This window comes from Portibacter marinus, from assembly GCF_021533195.1.
GTDB classification, from domain to species: Bacteria; Bacteroidota; Bacteroidia; order Chitinophagales; family Saprospiraceae; genus Portibacter; species Portibacter marinus.
The window spans coordinates 248253-268608 of record NZ_JAJNKB010000002.1 but is presented as its reverse complement, the minus strand read 5'-3'; the positions used below and the strand labels follow the sequence as shown (position 1 = coordinate 268608).

At 39.4% G+C, this 20356-nt stretch carries 17 protein-coding genes; 8 read left to right on the top strand and 9 right to left on the bottom strand.

Annotated features, from left to right (window positions below; all coding sequences use genetic code 11):
• Positions 1 to 57: 57 nt before the first annotated feature.
• The 3 genes from L2567_RS05280 to L2567_RS05270 are packed head-to-tail and all read right to left on the bottom strand — an operon-like array spanning position 58 to position 3100.
• Complete coding sequence (locus L2567_RS05280; RefSeq protein WP_235296702.1) at positions 58 to 1968, bottom strand: DNA topoisomerase IV subunit B; 1911 nt, start codon at positions 1966 to 1968, stop codon at positions 58 to 60.
• A gap of 28 nt (positions 1969 to 1996) precedes the next feature.
• Positions 1997 to 2593, bottom strand: coding sequence for a PAQR family membrane homeostasis protein TrhA (gene trhA, locus L2567_RS05275; RefSeq protein ID WP_235296701.1), 597 nt, complete (start codon positions 2591 to 2593; stop codon positions 1997 to 1999).
• A 3-nt stretch (positions 2594 to 2596) separates the two neighbouring features.
• Positions 2597 to 3100, bottom strand: a complete 504-nt coding sequence (locus L2567_RS05270; protein WP_235296700.1) for a hypothetical protein — start codon at positions 3098 to 3100, stop codon at positions 2597 to 2599.
• A gap of 176 nt (positions 3101 to 3276) precedes the next feature.
• Between L2567_RS05270 and L2567_RS05265 the strand changes: the two genes are divergently transcribed.
• Together L2567_RS05265 and L2567_RS05260 are read left to right on the top strand one after the other, a co-directional pair.
• A complete protein-coding gene (locus tag L2567_RS05265; protein WP_235296699.1) occupies positions 3277 to 3840 on the top strand; it encodes a CvpA family protein in 564 nt (187 codons plus the stop codon).
• A complete protein-coding gene (locus L2567_RS05260) occupies positions 3821 to 4360 on the top strand; it encodes a hypothetical protein (protein ID WP_235296698.1) in 540 nt (179 codons plus the stop codon). The genes L2567_RS05265 and L2567_RS05260 overlap by 20 nt, the downstream gene beginning before the upstream one ends.
• Here the strand turns inward: L2567_RS05260 and obgE are convergent.
• The 4 genes from obgE to L2567_RS05240 all read right to left on the bottom strand — a co-directional run bounded on the left by obgE (position 4350) and on the right by L2567_RS05240 (position 7364).
• Positions 4350 to 5342, bottom strand: a complete 993-nt coding sequence (gene obgE / locus L2567_RS05255) for a GTPase ObgE (protein ID WP_235296697.1) — start codon at positions 5340 to 5342, stop codon at positions 4350 to 4352. The two genes, L2567_RS05260 and obgE, sit on opposite strands and share 11 nt — an antisense overlap.
• Entirely contained in the window at positions 5335 to 5913 is a 579-nt protein-coding gene (locus tag L2567_RS05250) for an adenylate kinase (RefSeq protein WP_235296696.1), read from the bottom strand. The genes obgE and L2567_RS05250 overlap by 8 nt, the downstream gene beginning before the upstream one ends.
• Positions 5914 to 6027: 114 nt before the next feature.
• A complete protein-coding gene (locus L2567_RS05245) occupies positions 6028 to 6522 on the bottom strand; it encodes a C40 family peptidase (RefSeq protein WP_235296695.1) in 495 nt (164 codons plus the stop codon).
• Between the two features lie 197 nt (positions 6523 to 6719).
• Entirely contained in the window at positions 6720 to 7364 is a 645-nt protein-coding gene (locus tag L2567_RS05240) for a 50S ribosomal protein L25 (RefSeq protein ID WP_235296694.1), read from the bottom strand.
• Positions 7365 to 7522: 158 nt separating this feature from the next.
• Here L2567_RS05240 and dnaE point away from each other — a divergent pair, with 158 nt between their 5' ends.
• From dnaE to L2567_RS05225, 3 genes are read left to right on the top strand one after another with little or no spacing between them, the layout of a single operon-like run.
• Positions 7523 to 11050: a DNA polymerase III subunit alpha gene (dnaE, locus tag L2567_RS05235; RefSeq protein ID WP_235296693.1), complete on the top strand. Its 3528-nt coding sequence runs from the start codon at positions 7523 to 7525 to the stop codon at positions 11048 to 11050.
• On the top strand, positions 11051 to 11569 hold the full coding sequence (locus L2567_RS05230; protein WP_235296692.1) for a TlpA family protein disulfide reductase: 519 nt from the start codon (positions 11051 to 11053) through the stop codon (positions 11567 to 11569). It abuts the gene before it with no gap.
• An 11-nt stretch (positions 11570 to 11580) separates the two neighbouring features.
• Positions 11581 to 12189, top strand: a complete 609-nt coding sequence (locus L2567_RS05225; RefSeq protein WP_235296691.1) for a thioredoxin family protein — start codon at positions 11581 to 11583, stop codon at positions 12187 to 12189.
• A gap of 91 nt (positions 12190 to 12280) precedes the next feature.
• On the opposite strand, the gene L2567_RS05220 is transcribed toward L2567_RS05225, so the two are convergent.
• Both L2567_RS05220 and L2567_RS05215 read right to left on the bottom strand, forming a co-directional pair.
• Positions 12281 to 16885 carry a T9SS type B sorting domain-containing protein gene (locus L2567_RS05220; RefSeq protein WP_235296690.1) on the bottom strand — a complete coding sequence of 1535 codons (4605 nt, stop codon included), beginning with the start codon at positions 16883 to 16885 and terminating at the stop codon, positions 12281 to 12283.
• A gap of 313 nt (positions 16886 to 17198) precedes the next feature.
• Positions 17199 to 17963 (bottom strand): thioredoxin family protein, encoded by a 765-nt coding sequence (locus tag L2567_RS05215; RefSeq protein WP_235296689.1) that lies wholly within the window; start codon positions 17961 to 17963, stop codon positions 17199 to 17201.
• Between the two features lie 292 nt (positions 17964 to 18255).
• Between L2567_RS05215 and L2567_RS05210 the strand changes: the two genes are divergently transcribed.
• Genes L2567_RS05210 through accB form a run of 3 tightly spaced genes read left to right on the top strand, consistent with a single transcriptional unit; the run spans position 18256 to position 20354 of the window.
• Positions 18256 to 19245 (top strand): beta-ketoacyl-ACP synthase III, encoded by a 990-nt coding sequence (locus L2567_RS05210; protein ID WP_235296688.1) that lies wholly within the window; start codon positions 18256 to 18258, stop codon positions 19243 to 19245.
• A gap of 30 nt (positions 19246 to 19275) precedes the next feature.
• On the top strand, positions 19276 to 19842 hold the full coding sequence (efp, locus tag L2567_RS05205) for an elongation factor P (RefSeq protein ID WP_235296687.1): 567 nt from the start codon (positions 19276 to 19278) through the stop codon (positions 19840 to 19842).
• 2 nt (positions 19843 to 19844) lie between these two features.
• Entirely contained in the window at positions 19845 to 20354 is a 510-nt protein-coding gene (gene accB, locus L2567_RS05200; RefSeq protein WP_235296686.1) for an acetyl-CoA carboxylase biotin carboxyl carrier protein, read from the top strand.
• The last annotated feature ends 2 nt before the right edge of the window (positions 20355 to 20356 follow it).

Here is a 20356-nt window from a genome sequence, read left to right as displayed (position 1 = left end):
GCCATTTTGTTTCTTAGCAGTCTTAAATGTGACAGAACGTCAGTCTAATCCCTATCATTATGACATTTCCAGTATCTCCTCGGGCTCCTTTTGTTCCTCTTTTGATTCTTGCTCGTTGTCCACCTGGTCGAGTTCTATTTTAAGATTTTCGATGATAAACTCTTGACGTTCGGGTGTATTTTTACCCATATAATAGCCAAGGATATCCTCTATCTTGGTGTGTTCCAATAGGAATACTGGTTCAAGATGAATGTTATCTCCTATAAAATCTTCAAACTCATTGGGAGAGATTTCACCGAGTCCTTTGAAGCGGGTTACTTCTGCTTTTCCTCTTAATTTACTGATGGCTTCTTGCTTTTCTTTTTCTGAGTAGCAGTAAAAGGTTTGTTTCTTGTCCCTTACCCTAAAAAGTGGGGTCTCTAAAATATACAAGTGACCCTGTTTCACTAGTTCGGGAAAGAACTGCAAGAAGAATGTAAGCAATAAAAGTCGAATGTGCATTCCATCCACATCGGCATCTGTGGCAATCACGACCCTATTGTATCTAAGTCCGTCTATGCCATCTTCAATATTCAGGGCATGTTGAAGTAAATTCAACTCTTCGTTTTGATAAACAATCTTTTTGCTGAGTCCATAGCAGTTCAATGGCTTTCCTCTCAAACTAAATACCGCTTCTGTCTGTACATTTCGAGCTTTGGTGATCGAACCAGAGGCCGAGTCTCCCTCTGTAATAAAAATGGTTGTGTTTAGCTTTAATTCATCACTACCCTTTTTATTCTCATTATAATGTATTCTACAGTCACGAAGTTTCTTGTTGTGCAGGTTGGCAGCTTTAGCTCTTTTGTTGGCCAATTTTTTAATCCCTGATATTTCTTTTCGTTCTCTTTCAGACTGTTGGATTCTTTTTAGCAAGGCATCTGCTGTCTCGGGATTCTTATGCAGATAATTATCCAAATTGACTTTTACAAAGTCGACAACAAAGCTTCTAACAGTGGGTAGCTCTGGACCCATATTGAGGGAGCCTAATTTAGTTTTAGTTTGCGATTCGAATACCGGTTCTTCTACTCTTACACTTACCGCGCCCACTATTGCTGTCAATATGTCTTTGGTATCGAAATTTTTATTGTAATACTCTCTCACTGCTTTGACAATACCCTCCCGAAAGGCAGCAAGGTGGGTACCTCCTTGTGTTGTATGCTGGCCATTAACAAAAGAATAATGCTCTTCACCATATTGCTGACCATGGGTAAGTGCGATTTCAATATCCTCACCTTTTAGGTGTATAATAGGATACCTGATGGAATCAGGCTCTGTCTTCCTTTGCAAAAGATCCAATAATCCATTCTTTGAATAGAAGGTCTTGCCATTGAATTTAATTCTAAGACCAGAGTTCAGATAGGCATAGTTCCACAACTGATTCTCAATATACTCATTGCGAAATCGGTAGTTTTTGAAAATTTCTGTATCTGGTGTAAACTCGAACATTGTTCCATTGGGTTCGTCACACTTGGTGATCTTCGCATCCTCTACGATCTCTCCTCTTGTAAATTCAGCGACCTTGATTTTGTTCTCTCTAATAGACTGAACTTTAAAAAAGCCAGAGAGGGCATTAACCGCCTTGGTACCGACACCATTCAGACCCACTGACTTTTTAAAGGCTTTGCTATCATATTTTCCTCCCGTATTGATTTTAGACACACAGTCCACCACCTTACCCAGTGGAATGCCTCGACCATAATCGCGAACACTTACGGTTCCATCTTCTATATTGATTTCTATTTTGTTCCCATGGCCCATGACGTACTCATCGATAGAGTTGTCTATAATCTCTTTAATCAATATATAAATACCGTCATCCTGAGATGACCCATCCCCCAGCTTACCTATATACATACCCGGACGCATGCGAATGTGTTCTCGCCAATCCAGGGATCTAATGTTATCTTCGTTGTATGTTACATTACTCATAAAGGCAAATTTACGAAATCATATTATTTTATTTTATAATATTCGAAATAGCAAAGAAATGAGATAGTGCTCCTCCCAAAACAAAAAGGTGCCATATCAGGTGAAAATATTTCCTATTGTCATGGGCATAAAAGTAAACTCCAACTGTGTAAAACAAGCCACCTAATACCACAAGTCCAATGGTATAGTAATCAAAGCTATTCAAAAATGGTTTTATGATTAGAACCAACATCCATCCCATTCCCAGATATAGAGCCAAAGACCATTTGTCAAATCGCCCAGTAAAAAATAATTTAAATATTGTTCCCAACAGTACGATGGTCCACATTACTCCTAAAAACAACCACGCGCGAACCCCGTCAAGACACAAAAAGATAAATGGCGTATAACTACCAGCTATCATAAAGTAGATAGAAATATGATCCACTTTCTGTAGTTGACGTTTCAAGTTGTAATCGGTGACTGCATGATAGGCGGTCGAGCTCACAAACAAGAAAATAAATCCGAAAGCGTAGATGTAAGAGGGCGGCCCTTTTAGTATGCTAGGTAAAAGCCACAAGCCACATAATATACCTATAGCATGCGAAAGTGTATTTGCAATTTCTTCAGACTTATTAAAGATCATAGATCACTTCTTCCTTTCCGGAAACATTTGTTCCACAAAGGTAGGAAAAGAGGCACTTCCATAATGGGCAAAGTTGACATCCGATTTTATGTCCATTCTATGTTTTTCAGCGAATCGGTTTAAAAACTTTGTGAAGTCTTTATATTCAATATTCTTAGAGTTGGGTTTAGGATAGTAAACAATGTGATCAATACTTCCATCTGCATTCCAAAAAACATTGATCCATATTTTCAACCCCCTTATTTCAAATCCTTCTTCAACTGCCTGGTCTTCCATATCAGCAAGCATGTAAATCCATTTCTTGTAGGCAATATTCATGGCATCGTCACAGACTTCAAGCAAAGAGGTCGGTGTATTCGATACCAATTCTCCATAGGCAAAGTCGTCTTCAGATATCAAAAAGGTAGTAGGGACTTCGGTAGAGGAATCAGTACCCGAAGCGCTTTGGGCTTGTGTGAAGAACAAACCCACTGTCAGGAATAGTAATATCAACAGAAGCTGCCTCATTATAATATAACAGTAAAAATAGCTAAAGAATTATAAATCAAGGCGATAAATACATTTAAAATCCTAATTTCATTTTTTTCGCCTCCTCCATAAATACTTCTTTAAATATAAAATTATAATCCAAAAATCCTGCCCAAGTTCAAAAATAATTTATAGCTTACTGAAAAATAGAACAAATGTGGATTGACATAGGATTTGTGGTCTTTCTTGCATATGGCTTTTATATTGGCTATTCAAGAGGATTCATAAAGACATTGTATGCAGTACTATCCTTAATCATAGCACTACTTTTAAGCTTTAAGCTATCTCCCTTTTTTGTTGAATTCATAGAAAGCACCTTGAAACTAGGGACAACCATTAGTTTTATATTAGGTTTCATCATCTGTTTTTTAGTTATTATTTTCATCGTTCGCCTGATAGGAAGAATATTTGAAAAAACGCTAAAAGCTGTTAAGCTTAATTTTATCAATAAAATTGCCGGGGGAATGGTCTTTGCATTAGTATTGGTCTTTTTTTACGGCTATATTTTATGGTTCTTAAATCAGACTAATGTCCTAAATGAAAAACAAAAAGAGCAATCTATTTCTTATATTTATCTGGAACCCATACCTCGAACAATGAAAGGAGCCTTTGAGCAACTTAAACCGGCGTTTAAAGGATTTTGGGAAAAATCAACTGAGGCCATAAATGAATCTAAAAATATAGAAGATCCCCCCGACAATGAAATTATTCAAAAATAACAACACCAGTACTAACGAATTAAGTATCGAGCATCTCAAGGAAGAAGATACTGATTATGAAGTTTTTATACCATGGAAAAATGACTACTCCGGTAATAATTTTTTCGAATGGCTGAAAAGCCGCTATGATGATTTTGAAAATTGTGGTATTCAAAATGATAAAAACATCTTCTTTTTCAAGAATGAATCCACCACCGCATTCAGACTGAGTACAGAAATATTAAATATTAGCCCATCAGTAGTCTGGAATTACTGGAAAGATGAGATCATTGATGCTGGATATGCACTTAAAAACAGTGAAACAGAGTATAGAGGTACTAAAAATACGCTAAGATATTACCTTAAACCCAAGTTGAAATACAAAATAGAAGGTGAGCAATTATTTGGCAACATTACACTAGAATTGATAAAGAGTGGAGGTAAACCCACCTATATCATGTTAAAGTGTACCTGGTATAGTGATTCAAATTTTAAGGCTGCGAAAAACTTTTCTGAATTATTCAGAGTGCTTACGAATTAATCGTTTTCCAGAGTAAATCTTTAAGTTGGGTTAAGTTTTCACCCGTCACTGCTGAGAAAAACATATAAGGAATCTGGTCGGGAATGTCCGGTTCTAATAAAGCTTTTAGTTCATCATCTACCAGATCTGCCTTAGAGATTCCAAGTATTCTTTCTTTATCTAAAAGTTCCGGATTATATTGCTCCAATTCATCTAATAATATTTGATAGGACTTGCTGATACTTTCAGAATCAGCCGGCACCACGAAGAGCAGAACTGAATTTCTCTCTATGTGCCTTAAGAATCGATGTCCTAAACCTTTACCCTCATGGGCTTTTTCGATAATACCCGGAATATCGGCCATAATGAAGGATCTGCCATCGCGATAACTTACAATTCCCAAATTAGGAACCAATGTAGTAAATGGATAATTACCGATTTTGGGTTTAGCTGCTGTGATGGCAGAGAGTAAAGTAGATTTACCTGCGTTAGGAAAACCTACCAATCCAACGTCAGCTAATACTTTAAGTTCCAGAATCTTCCATTCTTCTTTTCCCGGTTCACCGGGTTGCGCATATCTTGGAGATTGGTTGGTGGATGACTTAAAGTGTGAATTTCCGAGGCCTCCTCTTCCGCCCGCCGCAATAATCTCTTCCTGGTCATGCTCTTTGATTTCAAAAAGTTCTTCACCAGTATCGACATCCCTTGCAACCGTTCCCAAAGGAACTTCCAGAATAACATCTTCACCATTGGCACCGGTTTGATGGTTTCCCCGTCCGATTCCACCAGGCCCGGCAATTACATGTTTTCTGTATTTAAGTGGCAGCAAGGTCCACATCTGCTCATTACCTTTAATGATAATGTGCCCACCTCGACCACCGTCACCACCATCAGGACCTCCTTTCGGCGTGGACTTATCTCTAAAGAAATGGGCAGATCCACTACCACCAGCTCCTGACCTACAACAAATTTTTACGTAATCAACAAAGTTTTTTTCAGACATTCAGTTTTTCTATACTTTCACATATTCTACTGAATATTTCTTCAATTGTTCCTTTTCCCTCGATTCTTTCTGACTTGCCTTTCTCGTCATAGTAATTATAAACCACTGAGGTGGTTTCATTATATACGCGGATTCTTTTTCTGATGACTTCTTCATTGCTGTCGTCAGCTCTTCCTGATGTTTTGCCTCTCTCAAGCAATCGTTTGACAATTTCGTCGTCATCTACGTCAAGTGCAATCAATGCAGTGACTTCTTGACCTTTAGACATTAAAAAGCGGTCGAGTGCTTCCGCCTGTGGCTCCGTCCTTGGGAATCCATCGAAAATATAACCTCTGACATCAGGGTTCGCTTCGACTTTATTCTGCAGCATACCAATCGTAACTTCATCAGGAACCAACTCTCCTTTATTCATATATGATTTGGCTTTAACTCCCAATTCAGTATTGTTACCTATTTCATACCTAAATAAATCACCAGTTGATATGTGTAACAATTCATACTTGTCCACTAATTTCGCCGCTTGCGTACCCTTTCCTGATCCGGGAGGTCCGAATAGTATTAAATTGATCATGTTTTCCGTATTTGTATCTGTATTTGCGAATTTAGCAAAAAAATAATTTCTTAATCGCCTTAAAAGTGGAATCATACAGAATAATTAACGCATATAGTGACAAGGAGTTCCCATTTAAAGAACAGACCTACCTTCTTTTATCCTTTGTTGCCAGTATGTGGACTTCAAAATATCTTCTTCTATGATTCCTCTGGAACTTGATGCATGAATCATTTTTAGGGAATTGCGACCATTTTCGGAAATGATACCCACATGGTTGATCCTCGACTTACTGGCAAAAAAAATCAGGTCACCGGGCTTTAGTTTGCTTATTTTTATCGGCTCGCCCTGAAGCGCCTGATCTCGGGAACTTCGCTTTAATTGAATATTATTCTCTTTCATCACACAATAAGCAAAACCGGAACAATCAAATCCTTTTGCTGTTTTTCCGCCTGATCTGTATTTACAACCGATATACTTCTGTGCAGTTCTGACAATATTTTTTCTTTTCTTTCTCTCACTAATTTCAGTTGAATCATTCTTCACAAAACCTGATCCAATTACAAAAAATGAAAGCAGCATTAGAAAGCTTAATCCGTTCTTATAAACGAAAGAGATTTTGTTACTCATTTTTAGAATTTAGTTGAACTGCAATTTTTGTAAGGACCGAAGTCAATGATTTCGGTCTTTTTTTGTCGTGTCATGGATTACTCTACCCATCATTTGTATTACAAAACGGCAAATTTCAAGCCATTAGTTCAATTCCGGGCATAAAAAAAGGGAACCATAACGATTCCCTTTATATTTCTTAACATTTGAGTCGAACACTAAGATTCAGCTGAATCTCCTGTACCTCCCTCTTCTCCTTCGCCATCTTCATCTTCATCTTCATCATCATCTTCTCCTGCAGGAGTCACACTCTTAAGGGCTCTTGGAACAGCTACTTTTGCTACTGGTTGTGCTAACTGATCCAAAACTTCCAATCCTTCAGTCAATTCTACATCTTTCACTCTTACAGTATCACCCAATTTAAGTCCTTCGATCGAGACATAAAGAACATCCGTTAAATCTCTAGGATAGGCCTTTACCTTGATGGTTCTCATGGTCTGAATCAATCTACCTCCGCCTTTTACTCCCGGAGAAACTCCCTTAAAAGCTATGGGCAAATTTACTTTGATCTTCGCATTATCGATTAATCGCAAAAAGTCAATGTGCAGAATCTCATCTGTCACCGGATGCATTTGCAAATCCTTTACAATGCACTTTGATACATCACCATCTACATCAATTTCCACCACTTTAAAATCAGGTGTGTAAATGACTTCTTTTACTTCATTAGGCGTAACTGTGAAATATTCGTTCTTTCCACCACCATAAATGACACAAGGAATTTTACCTTCTCGTCTGATGGCTTTGGAACTTTTACCCCCTACATCTGTTCTCTTTTCTGCTTTGACTTGTACAGCGTTCATAATGTTTGTTTAACACATTTTTTAAAAAGGACTGCAAAGATAAATTTTTTTCCTAAAAGAGAGGTGAAAATTTTCATAATTATTTTTAAGTCAATGTTTTGTCATAACCTGTCCCGTTTGTATTTTATATATTAATTTTGCAAATATAAAACCTACCTATGGAATTTTGCCACTTACATTGCCATACCCAATACTCCTTGCTGGACGGTGCATCTGAAATAGGAGCGATGATGGATAAGGCACAGCAGGACGGTCAGAAGGCAGTCGCCCTCACAGATCACGGAAATATGTTTGGCGCCTTTAAATTTGTCGCAGAGGCCAATAAAAGAGGGATCAAAGCCATCGTAGGTTGTGAATTCTATCTTGTAGATGATCGCCGAAAGCAATCTTTTTTAAAGTCAAAGGGTGAAAGAGATAAACGATACCACCAGTTGATGTTGGCCAAAAACCAAAAAGGCTACGAAAACCTTTCCAAACTTTGCTCTTTAGGTTTTATTGATGGGCTCTACGGTAAATTTCCCCGAATTGATAAAGAACTGATTCTCCAGTATCACGAAGGCCTAATTGCCACCAGTTGCTGTATTGGTGCGGAAATCCCACAGGCGATTATCAACGGAGATTTAGCTGGTGCTGAAAAGAAAGTACAATGGTGGCTGGATCTGTTGGGAGAAGACTTTTACATTGAAATTCAAAGACATCGAGGCCTGGAAAACATTGACCAAACAGGCGTTTCTCAGGAAGATGTTAATCAGGTCCTACTCGGATTCGCAAAGAAATACAACATTAAAGCCATTGCGACCAATGATTCGCACTACATTGAAGAGGAGGATGCCAGTCCTCATGATATTCTACTGTGTGTCAATACAGGAAACAAAAAAGCTGATGTTGATCGCTTTAGATTTTCTAGCGCAGATTTCTATTTTAAGACACAACAGGAAATGTCTAACCTGTTTAAGGATGTTCCAGAATCCATTGCGAATACCATGGAAATCTATGAAAAAATAGAATCTCCACAGTTGGAACGAGATATATTACTCCCCAATTTTCCGCTGCCGAGTCAATTTAAAAATCAATCGGAATACATGCGCCATTTAGTGTACGAAGGTGCAAAAACGAGATATGGTGAGATCACTGAGGTAGTGAGAGAGCGAATAGAACTCGAACTCGGAATCATCAAGGACATGGGTTTTGATGGTTATTTTCTTATTGTCCAGGACTTTATAGACGCGGCGAGACAAATGGGCGTGTCAGTGGGACCTGGAAGAGGTTCAGCTGCTGGTTCAGTGGTAGCTTATTGTCTGAAAATTACCAATATCGACCCCATTGGCTATAATTTACTCTTTGAAAGATTTTTAAACCCCGAGCGGATATCTATGCCGGACATCGATATTGATTTCGATGATTATGGGCGTCAACAGGTGATTGATTGGGTAGTCGATAAATATGGTAAAAATCAAGTGGCGCAGATCATTACCTTCGGCACCATGGCTGCAAAGTCAAGTATTCGTGATGTGGCCAGAGTCATGGATCTGCCATTGGATGAGAGTGACAGAATTGCCAAACTTGTTCCTTCCAGGCCGGGAACTAAGTTCAGAAACATATTCGGATTATCTGAAGCGGAATTGAAAGCCAAGTGGCAAGGTGACGACTATAGTGCGGTTCAGAAATTACAGGAAATTGCGAATCAAAGCGACCTTTCAGGTGAAGTTCTGACCTTGGCACAAAAACTGGAAGGATCCGTTAGAAATACAGGTATACATGCTGCTGGTGTCATCATTGCTCCGGATGATCTGACAAAGTTTATTCCCGTTTATGCATCTAAGGACACCGACTTATTGGTCACACAGTTTGATGGAAGTGTCGTAGAAGATGCTGGAATGTTGAAAATGGACTTTCTGGGCTTGAAAACCTTGTCCATTATTAAGGATGCCATAGAAAATATCGTCAAGCGTTTTGGAGAAGAGCGAAGAATCGAACCAGATGATATTCCCATCGATGATGAAAAAACCTATGAATTATTTCAGAGGGGAGATACCATTGGCATCTTTCAATTTGAATCCGAAGGGATGAGAATGAATCTCAAAGAATTGCGTCCCACGGATATAGAGGATCTTATCGCTATGAATGCCCTGTACCGCCCAGGACCGATGGACCATATTCCTTCCTTTATACGCCGAAAGCATGGAGATGAGGAAATCATCTATCCACATGAATGGCTGGAGGATTTGCTCAAGCCGACGAATGGGATTATGGTTTACCAGGAACAGATCATGCAGACGGCCCAGATTATGGCTGGCTACTCACTCGGTCAGGCAGACATGCTTAGAAGAGCAATGGGTAAGAAGAAGAAAAGTGAAATGGACCGTCATCACCAGATTTTTGTCAAAGGTGCCGTGGAAAAGGGTGTAGACGAGGAAAAGGCTGACGAGATTTTTAAAATCATGGCTAAGTTTGCAGAGTATGGCTTTAACCGCTCACATGCCGCTGCTTATTCTATTCTTGCGTTTCAGACTGCTTATCTCAAGGCTCATTATCCGGCAGAATTCATGGCTTCTGTATTGACACATAATAAGAGCGACATGGATAAGATCAACTTTTTCCTCAGAGAAGCTAAGCGATTAGGTGTCAAGGTACTGGGTCCGGATATCAATGAAAGTGAATTGAATTTTACGGTTAATGATCAAGGAGCCATTCGGTTTGGTTTATCAGCATTAAAAGGTGTAGGAGAAGGTCCTGTAGGTGAAATCATGACGGGAAGACAAAAAGATGGCCCATTTAAGAATATTTTTGACTTGACCAAAAGGCTAAATCTGAGGGCCGTAAATAAAAAGTGCCTCGAGAGTCTGGTTTTGGGAGGAGCCTTTGATTCCACAGATGATGGGAATAGAGCAAGGTATTTCCAACCTTCCGATAAATATGAGACATACATAGAGCATGCATCAAAGTACGGCAATGATTATCAGGCCCAGAAATCAATGTCTGAAAATTCGCTTTTCGGTGATCTTAGCGAAATGTTTCTTTCAGAGCCGGAGATTCCAGAATGTGAGCCCTGGAATTCCCTTGAAAAACTGGAGAAGGAGAAAATGGTGACGGGCATCTATATCAGTGGCCATCCATTGGATGACTACCAACTGGAGATCTCTAATTTTACCAACTGCCCACTGGATAAAGCCCAGGACGTGCTGGGTACTACTTTGAAAATGGCAGGACTGGTCACTCAGGCTTTCCACGGTGTTTCCAAGCGAGGTACTGGATATTGCAGATTTTCACTTCAGGACTATGCCGGAACACTGGAGTTGGCTTTATTTTCCGAAGATTATATGAGGTATAAGGATCTAATTACCAATGGAGAAGTGCTATATGTCGAAGGATATTTTGAAAAAAACAGACATAGTGACAGGGTGTTTTTTAAAACCAAGGAAATCAAACTTCTGGAATCCATTGGCAAACAAATGACTAAATTCATTACCGTTTTGATGCCTGCAAAGTTTGTTAATCAAGCACTTATCGAAGATTTTAGCTCTTTGTGTACAACACATAAGGGTGATCATAAGTTAAAGATGGTACTGATAGACAGAAAATCAGAAGTGAAATTAAATTTGATGTCGAACCAGTATAAAGTGAATGTCGATCATGAATTCGTGGCAGAACTTGATCGTATGAATATCAAATACAAGTTGAATTAAATGTATCTTTTGGTCTTTCTTTTATGTCAATGGCTTCTTAGCACTTCCATGACGAATGTGTCACCGATGCCCGTAAAGGTGAAATTTTCGGATAGCATTGAGTATAAGGTTTTTCAGTCCTTCGAAGAATTAGAAGCGTTATTAGGAGAAGCATCTGATGAGGATATCCTGGTAGTCAATTTTTGGGCAACCTGGTGCGCGCCATGTGTCAAAGAGTTGCCTTACTTTGAAAGCTTTCTCAAGACAAATCAATCTAAAAAAATCAGAGTTTTATTGATAAGTCTTGATTTCCCGAAGCATATTCAATCCAGATTCGTTCCATTTATTGAGAACCATCAATTAAAATCGGAATTGTATGTATTAGATGATCCGAATGAGAATGAATGGATAGACAAAGTGGATGCTTCCTGGTCTGGTACTATTCCAGCAACCTTATTTATGAAGGGCGACCAGCGGATATTTACCGATCAGGAAATGCACTCTGTTGACGATATTGAACATTATATTAAAAAACTCTAAAAAAATTTAGAATGAAAAATTTTGTATTAAGATTTGCGATGTTGTTGTTAACAGCGTCCGTATTGATTTCAGCAACCATCCCTGGAGATGGATATAAAATCGGTGATACAGCTACTGATTTTGAATTAAAAAACGTTAATGGTGAAATGGTATCCCTTTCAGATTACCCTGATGCCAAAGGCTACATCGTCATATTTACCTGCAATGAATGTCCGTATGCCAAAATGTATGAAGACAGAATTAATGATCTGAACAACAAGTATGCTTCTCAGGGTTATCCTGTCATAGCCATCATGCCAAATGATCCCAATATACAGCCTGGAGATAGTTATGAGAATATGCAGCAAAGAGCAGAATCAAAAGGATTTACTTTTCCATACCTGATAGATGAAGGTCAGGAAGTATTTCCTCAATATGGAGCAAGTAAAACGCCTCACGTATTTTTGTTGAACGCTGATAAGGTGGTTAAGTATATCGGTGCAATCGATAACAACGCCAGAGATGCTGCCTCCGCTGATCAAAAGTATGTGGAAGATGCCATCCAGGCATTAGAAGCAGGAAATGATCCCGATCCCGCTACTACAAAAGCGATTGGTTGCGGAATTAAGGTGAAAAGTTAAAATTTGATGATTTAAGCCAACAAGTATTACCTCATCATAAAGCGGTAATTCTTGTTGGTTATTTTTTATTTAAGGAGTGCATAGAATTTCACTATCGCAGCAAAGTCACATCTCCTCTGACGATTACTTTTTCATTATCAATTAATGTAATTCTAGCGAAGTAAGCATATACTCCTGAATCCACTTCTCTTCCATTGGCTCTTCCATCCCAACCTTCTGTTCCACCATTGTTAGGTTGCAGATTTCTGATGCCGTACATTTCATTGCCCCAACGATCAAATACCCGAAATTCATCGATGCTTTGAATGCCTCTACCTGTATAAGCGTTGAAAACATCATTGATTCCATTACCATCCGGAGAAAAAGCATTGGGAAAGTAAGCCCTTACTATTTTGACCACTTCTACCAGAATTTCATCTTCAGCCATGCATCCCTGGTTGTCCATCACACTCACATTATATAAGGTGGTCACATTGGGAAATACTGCTATTCTGGAACAATCATCATTCAGGCAACCAAAATCAGTATTGGGTTCCCAGTTCACATCTATAATGGGATTGGGGCCTTCAATAGCAATGTCAATAACTGTTGTACTGTCACCCAGATCCACTTGGATATCGGGCCCCAGGTTTAGTATCAATTCTTCTGGTTGCTCTATGATCAGAGAAGTATCAAAAGAACATCCTGTATTGTCAAAAATAGCAATCTCATATACCCCTGCAAATACATTGACACAGCTGTCTATGGCGAAAAGTGGTCCATTATTTATCGAAAACCGATAACCTGAACCTGAACCTCCTGCTACGCTGTTAATACCGATACAAGTCTGATCACCAAAACAGATAGGATCCTCTGGAGTCGGAATTTCAGCCGTAATGGGTTGCGGAGAAGTGAGTTCATAAGATGTGGAATCAATACAACCATTGACATCAGTGACAGTGATCTCATACATTCCAGGGCTTAAATTACTTGCAATATCGCTATTGCTTATATCTCCGGACCATTGATAGGTATAACCATTGACCTCATCACCGCCAGAAACCTGAATGGCTATTAATCCATCGTCATCGCTGCCACATCCTATGTTCATGGTTCTGGAGGCATCAACTTCGGCAATCAGTGAATCCGGTTGCTCAATTAATATGGAGTCAATGGTCAAACAGCCATTGGCATCCGCTAACACAAATCTATGAAATCCAGCATTTAAACCAGTATTAGTGGCATCGTCTATATTATCATCAGGCCAGAAATAAAGATAGCCAGGAGTTCCACCCATGGAAACCAGTGTTGCACTACCATCACCATCTCCAAAACAAGTGGCATTGGTAATCTGAGTACCGTCCATATTCAACATCAGTGAATCAGGTGCTTCCACTTCAAAAAACAAAGTGTCAAAGCACATTTCATCTACAACCACTACATATTGTATTCCGCTGGAAAGCATCGAAGCCGTTGAGGAGGTATTAGCAGCAATGGCATCTGCTTCTCCTGATGACCAAAAGAAGCCATAATTCCCATTATCCACTACACCTCCGGAAGCCATAACAGTGACAGAACCATCGTTGGTATATGAACATAAAGTAGGGGAACGATCAGTGATTGCGATATCTATACTAGCCGGACTATCCAGCGTCAGCGTGTCTATTTGAGAACATCCACCCTCTTGAGTAATGGTCACGAAGTAATCGCCTGCAGGTATATTTGATAATATTTCTGTGTTATTGTTATTAGGATGTGCCCATTGATAGGTATAGGTACCAGGATCATTGATGGTAATAGCGAGAGAACCATCGGGCGTATTGGTGCATGATGGGGGAGACGCTGTGACATCGAATGTAAAAACCTCTCCCTGAACCAACATGACTGAATCATTAGACATGCAACCTTGATCGTCTGTGACCGTGAGGTAGTAGGTCCCCGGACCAAGTCCAGCAAGATCTTTTGTATTATATGGTCCTCCGGGTCCTTCCCAACTGAAACTAATGTTGCCTATTTCACCTGATGTTTCGGTTTGTATGGATCCTGTCGCACCCGGCTCACAGCTAATAGGTTCTACGATGAATGCATCTATGCTCACCGAAGCACCCATCATTAAATCGACGGAGAAAGAATCCTGACAACCATTCCCATCTGTTAAAGTTACAGCATAGGAACCTTCATTGAGGTTGCTTCTGTCTTCTTCTGTCGATCCATCCGCCCATTGGTAAGTATAGTTCGGCGTACCGCCAGTGGCGCTCAGCAAGATCTCACCACCCGTTGTAGAGGTGCACGAAAAAATTGCTGAAGCATTTAGAATTAGTTCTTCAGGGGCAAATATGGTAAATGTAGTATCGACCTGACAGCCCGTTACTTCATCGGTAAGCGTTAATGAATAAGTGCCTTCACCCAGTCCATTGAAAAATACGTGGTCAGGTCCGTTGGCCTTTTGTGTCCCCATGGGTTCCACCGGCGAATTAGCGCCATCAAGATCAAATGGTGCTCCATCAGCATACTCTCCGTAAACTCGGAATATGGCCTCTTGATCCCCTGCGCAGAGCACATTTTGATCATAATCGAATCTGGCCATGAGTTCTTTTTGTGCACCAACTTCGAAAAATTCTTCCCAAATACAATTGTTATTATCTGTAACGACGACGCTGAATAATCCACCCTGTATTCTATTATTGGTGACCATTTCTCCTACATCAAAGGCAGTCGGCATGTTATCACCTTCCCACCTGACATTATAATCTCCTGAAGCATTTGGAGTTCCTCCTGTTATGGTCGCTGTTGCAGTACCATCATTAGATGAAATACATGTAGGAAGCGTTGTCACATCAAGTTGTACATCTATAGGATCTTTACCAATATACTCTGTCGCTTCTACTTCGCAGCCATTAGCATCCGTAACCGTAACCGAATAACTACCTGCGGTCAGGCCGTCGATGGATTCTGCATTAAAGATGGCATTGGACCATTCATACATATAGCTACCATCAGGGAAGCTTGTTCCACCTACAACATTGGCACGGACTTGACCATTTGAGAAATTAAAGCATGATGGATCCATACCCACTACGTCAATAATCAATGGGTTTCCGTTGCCGATTGATACCGTCTGCATAAAAGTATTTCCATCATTATCAGTGATGGTCAACAAATTACCATTTCCAGGAGATAGATTACCAATAAAAATTTCTTCACCAGCTTGTAGTCCACTTCCACTTACAGGCCCCGAAAGAGGACCATCAAGTACATAACTATAGGGGCCAGATCCACCAAAAACCTGAAAAGTTACTGAACCGGAAAAAGAACCGGATGCTGCATTACAAGTATTAATTAATGCGGTAAGGTTGCTACCGGGATCAATACAAGCCTGACCTGGATTCTGGATTAAATCAATTGAAAATGTGTTGGTTACGTCATCAGGATCTTGTTGCGAGACGCTAATAGGTACCACGTTGCCAGAAATGGCAATATCTGAACAACCTCCCAGAGGTGAATCATTGTTCACATCAAAACAGACATCAAATATGCATTCCCCATTGGCCAGGGTCTTTCCCACAGTTTCCTGATCAAACCAGGTGAATCTAAGAATTCCATTTTCAGCATCGCTGTCCTCAAAATTACTGGCACTTAAGCCAAAAAGATTAAAGTTTTGTAAGACGTCAAAAGTCAGATAGTTAGGGTCAAAATTGATGGTAAACTGAATGGTATTGATATCTATAAAGTCTTCAACGCAAAACGAAACACATTGATTACCACCCGGCATATCTGTAAAGGAACCTATATTAATGGTCATTGTACCCTGCATGTCGGTGAAGTTTACGAGCATAGACGTTCCACAGCTTTTCTCATCTTCCACATAAATTACATACTCGCCCTCTTCAGGAACTGTAAAATTCACCACATCTCCATGTGTATAACTACCTCCCTGAATGGTTCCTCTGACATTAATTGCCCCTAACTTATATATGCCTATGTCTTTGTAGTCAGAAGGTGTTCCTTGCAATTGATCCCATTCAGCGACGCCTCCGGATATCTGGAAACTTCCTGCTAATGGGTTGCCACCTACGCCAATTTGTTTATTACTAATGACTACCTCATTCAGGTAAATCACCTCGAAAGCTTGGTCTGAGCTTACATCTACTGCACTTCCGGTTTGTTCAATGACTACATTTCCTGCAAAGTTATCAAAGGTGATCGGAGCAAACCACATGCTTTCAGGATCTCCGTTATTGAAAAAGTCTTGAATTTGTCCCTCATTAAAGAAAAGGGCATCACCATTAATCTTATCTCTGTAGGAATAAAATCCATTCATCACCGTTGGTGGCGGATTGTCCTCCAAACAATTATCACTGGTTACATTAGTGATTGACGGACCTGTAATGGCCGGGTCGGGCTGACATTTATAAAATGCATATCCGATCCCTGGAATGGTCAATGGATCCGGGTCATTACAATCTGGATCGAAAGGTCCTTGCTGTTCAATGGTAAATTTATCCTGATAACAGAGGTAAATGGGCCCTGGGAAAACTGTGGAATTACTTTGGCCATCAAAATCTATCATATTAATCACACCTGCATTTTCAGGACAAGCACGAAATGCCGATTGTACGTCCCTCACCAATCCTTTTACCTCTTCAGCTCTCTGTCCATTTAACGATCCCACACATAGCATCACTAAGACCCCCCAGCAAATTCCTCTTAAATTCATCTATGATTTTTACTTTACAGAATTCCTTTAAAGTCGCGAAGATACATAAAGGATTTCTTTAATATGTTTTGTCAATTATAATTCAGCATAAAAAACGTGCGTTTGTCTTCTTTATTGCTACGTATTCACGCTTTCTGTACCCATTTTTTTGATGCCGCAAATATGAAAAATGCTGCTCTAATAATTCATCTAGACCTTGCTTTATGTCATCACTAACATAAAAAAAACCATCCTCCGCTTAAAAAGAATGGCTCTCCATTAATTTTTAGAAAATTAGTGTGCTTGAACCACTTTTGGCCCTAGTAAAAGCTAATTATTTTACAATACCGTCCATGTTAAAGTCTCGCTTGAGTATTGCTCTGTATCCTTCTGCTTCTGCTGCTGTTTCGAAGGATCCCATTAACACTTTGTAAAGCATCTTATCTCCTCTCGTTTCATTGAGTACTATGACTGGTTCAATAAATTTGGACTTTAGTTGACTCACCAGATCATAAGTGTTTTCAAACTCATGAAAGACCCCCATCTGTATTCGGTATCGATGTCCTGTAGCTTGATGATCCTTTTGCTGCGCAGGTTCAGGCTTTAGAGAAAAAGACTTGAAAGTTTCTTTGTCGTTTCTGGGCGATTGATTCACTGTATGTTTGGCAACTACTTTATTTTCGTCAATATTATGATGATTGAGTAATTGGGCCAATTTTCTGGAAGAAAGTGTCTCTTCAATTCTAGCAATCATTTCTCCCCTGGAGTTAAAAATGAGTATGGTGGGAAGAATGCGAATATCATATTTTTGCTTGAGGGAATAACCATCAAGATTATCGATGTCTACTTTGACTGAGATGTAATTTTTTTCTAATAGTGCTTTAACCTCAACATCCTGAAAAGCGGTCTCTTCCATCCATTTACACGGTGCACACCATTGAGCATAAAAATCCACAAAGAATAATTTCCCCTCTTCACCGGCTTTTTTCTTAGCGGCCTCAAAATCACTATTGTAAAAATCAAAGGTATAAGATTCGCTTTTAACGGTGTTTACACCGCCTAATAAAAGGCATAAAATTATAGGAATATATCTCATCATTGGCATTCAACTTTAGCAGAATTCACATGATTAAAAAATCTTAATTGTTACCTGCTGGTTTTTAACAACTTAATTGATGCAAAAAGAATACCAATTCACAGCTGCTTGATAAAAAATAAGGGGGTTCAAATGATCAATTTAGTAATTTCCATATGCGTAATACATTGACATAAAGCAATCTACATAGCATTAATATTGGTCATACATTCATGATTTAATCCGTGAAAAGCGTATATTTTTATTATATTGTTAACATTTTTCATAGTTTCGCACCTCAAATTTGAATGCTGATATGAGTAAGACTTTAGCGGCGATTACTGGAGTCCATGGCTATGTTCCTGAATATGTTCTCACTAATAAGGAATTAGAGCAGATGGTAGAGACAAGTGATGACTGGATCACATCAAGAACGGGAATTAAAGAACGTCGTATCCTGAAAGACAAAGGTAAAGCAGCTTCTGATATGGGAGTTGAAATGGTAAAAGGTCTACTGGAAAAAACAAATACCGATCCTGCAGATATTGAGCTTGTCATCTGTGCGACGGTAACTGGAGACATGAAGTTTCCTGATACAGCTAATATTATTTGTGACAAGGCAGGAATCAATAATGCGTTTGGCTATGATATCAACGCTGCGTGCTCAGGTTTTCTTTTTGCTTTGTCTTCTGGTGCTACCTACATAGAGAGTGGCAGATTAAAGAAAGTGATTGTAATCGGTCTAGATGTGATGTCTTCCATTATTGATTATAAAGACAGAACGACTTGTGTAATCTTCGGTGATGGAGGAGGAGCGGTTTTGCTTGAGCCCAATGATGAGGGTTTTGGCGTAATCGATTCTGTATTTAGAGGAGACGGAAATGGAAGGCACTTCTTGAATATGAAGGGTGGTGGATCCTTAAATCCCACCAGTGAAGAAACGGTAAAAAATGGGATGCACTATGTCTTTCAGGATGGCAGACCGGTATTTAAAGCTGCTGTAAAAGGAATGACTGAGACGGTTCAGCAAATATTTGACAGAAATAATATTACTAAAGATGAAATCGATTGGTTGGTGCCCCATCAGGCCAATATGAGGATCATCAATTCGGTTGCTGCATTTGCGGATTTCCCGATGGAAAGAGTGATGGTTAATATTCATAGATACGGAAACACCACTGCCGGGACGCTCCCACTTTGTTTATGGGATTACGAAGATCAATTGAAAAAAGGAGATCATTTAATACTAACTGCTTTTGGTGGGGGATTTACTTGGGGATCAAGTTTATTAAAGTGGGCATATTAACTTATATTTAGAAATATTTTAAAGGAGAAAATGGCAAGTACCTCAGATATTCGAAATGGATTATGTATCAAATACAACCACGATATCTATTCAGTGGTTGAATTTCAGCATGTTAAGCCGGGTAAGGGAAATGCATTCGTGAGAACAAAGCTAAAAAGCCTGACTTCCGGAAAAGTAATCGATAATACATTTCCGGCAGGACATAAAATAGATGATGTTAGAGTAGAACGCAAGAATTTTCAATACCTCTACAGCGATGACATGGGCCTTCACTTTATGGATCAGGAAACATTTGAACAAATTTTGCTTCAAAGAGAAATTGTACCTGCTCCGGATTTGTTAAAAGAAGGATCGATTGTAGAAATTTTATTTAACACTGAGGATAATACTCCATTGACTATGGAGATGCCTCAATATATCGTCCTGGAAATTACTTATACAGAACCAGGTGTAAAGGGAGACACTGCAACCAATGCAATGAAACCAGCAACGGTGGAAACTGGCGCAGAAATAAGAGTTCCATTATTTATTAATGAGGGAGATAAGATCAAAATTGATACCGCATCTTCTTCTTACGTCGAAAGAGCAAAACAATAACAATGAATTACAAGGAAATCGTTGAATTGATCAAATTGGTCAACAAAACAGAACTTACTGAAGTGAAAATCAAAGAAGGTGAGTTCAAAATCAATATTAGGACTAAAAACTACATGATTAAAGGCAAAAATCCGCCAGCTCCTGCTGCAGTCCAATTTACTCCTCCTCCAGCAGCTGCTCCAGCCGCATCAAGCCCAGCCCCACAAACACGAGATTCAGTGCCAGATCTAAAACCTACAGAATCCAAGGAAAATAAGGGAAGTGATGCGAACTTACTGGAAGTGAAGTCTCCCATTGTAGGTACTTTTTACAGATCATCTTCTCCAGACAAGCCAGCTTATGTGAAAGTTGGTGATACCATTGAAAAGGGATCAGTTGTTTGCATAGTAGAAGCTATGAAACTTTTTAATGAGATCGAATCCGAAGTTGGTGGCAAAGTTGTGAAAGTCATGGTAGAGGATGCATCTCCGGTAGAATACGATCAGGTATTATTCCTGGTTGACCCTAGTTAAAT

Bases quoted from the DNA above. Each gene is read 5' to 3' on its own strand.
- L2567_RS05280 (WP_235296702.1), bottom strand. From the start codon at position 1,968: ATGAGTAATGTAACATACAACGAAGATAACATTAGATCCCTGGATTGG.
- trhA (WP_235296701.1), bottom strand. From the start codon at position 2,593: ATGATCTTTAATAAGTCTGAAGAAATTGCAAATACACTTTCGCATGCT.
- L2567_RS05270 (WP_235296700.1), bottom strand. From the start codon at position 3,100: ATGAGGCAGCTTCTGTTGATATTACTATTCCTGACAGTGGGTTTGTTC.
- L2567_RS05265 (WP_235296699.1), top strand. From the start codon at position 3,277: ATGTGGATTGACATAGGATTTGTGGTCTTTCTTGCATATGGCTTTTAT.
- L2567_RS05260 (WP_235296698.1), top strand. From the start codon at position 3,821: ATGAAATTATTCAAAAATAACAACACCAGTACTAACGAATTAAGTATC.
- obgE (WP_235296697.1), bottom strand. From the start codon at position 5,342: ATGTCTGAAAAAAACTTTGTTGATTACGTAAAAATTTGTTGTAGGTCA.
- L2567_RS05250 (WP_235296696.1), bottom strand. From the start codon at position 5,913: ATGATCAATTTAATACTATTCGGACCTCCCGGATCAGGAAAGGGTACG.
- L2567_RS05245 (WP_235296695.1), bottom strand. From the start codon at position 6,522: ATGAGTAACAAAATCTCTTTCGTTTATAAGAACGGATTAAGCTTTCTA.
- L2567_RS05240 (WP_235296694.1), bottom strand. From the start codon at position 7,364: ATGAACGCTGTACAAGTCAAAGCAGAAAAGAGAACAGATGTAGGGGGT.
- dnaE (WP_235296693.1), top strand. From the start codon at position 7,523: ATGGAATTTTGCCACTTACATTGCCATACCCAATACTCCTTGCTGGAC.
- L2567_RS05230 (WP_235296692.1), top strand. From the start codon at position 11,051: ATGTATCTTTTGGTCTTTCTTTTATGTCAATGGCTTCTTAGCACTTCC.
- L2567_RS05225 (WP_235296691.1), top strand. From the start codon at position 11,581: ATGAAAAATTTTGTATTAAGATTTGCGATGTTGTTGTTAACAGCGTCC.
- L2567_RS05220 (WP_235296690.1), bottom strand. From the start codon at position 16,885: ATGAATTTAAGAGGAATTTGCTGGGGGGTCTTAGTGATGCTATGTGTG.
- L2567_RS05215 (WP_235296689.1), bottom strand. From the start codon at position 17,963: ATGATGAGATATATTCCTATAATTTTATGCCTTTTATTAGGCGGTGTA.
- L2567_RS05210 (WP_235296688.1), top strand. From the start codon at position 18,256: ATGAGTAAGACTTTAGCGGCGATTACTGGAGTCCATGGCTATGTTCCT.
- efp (WP_235296687.1), top strand. From the start codon at position 19,276: ATGGCAAGTACCTCAGATATTCGAAATGGATTATGTATCAAATACAAC.
- accB (WP_235296686.1), top strand. From the start codon at position 19,845: ATGAATTACAAGGAAATCGTTGAATTGATCAAATTGGTCAACAAAACA.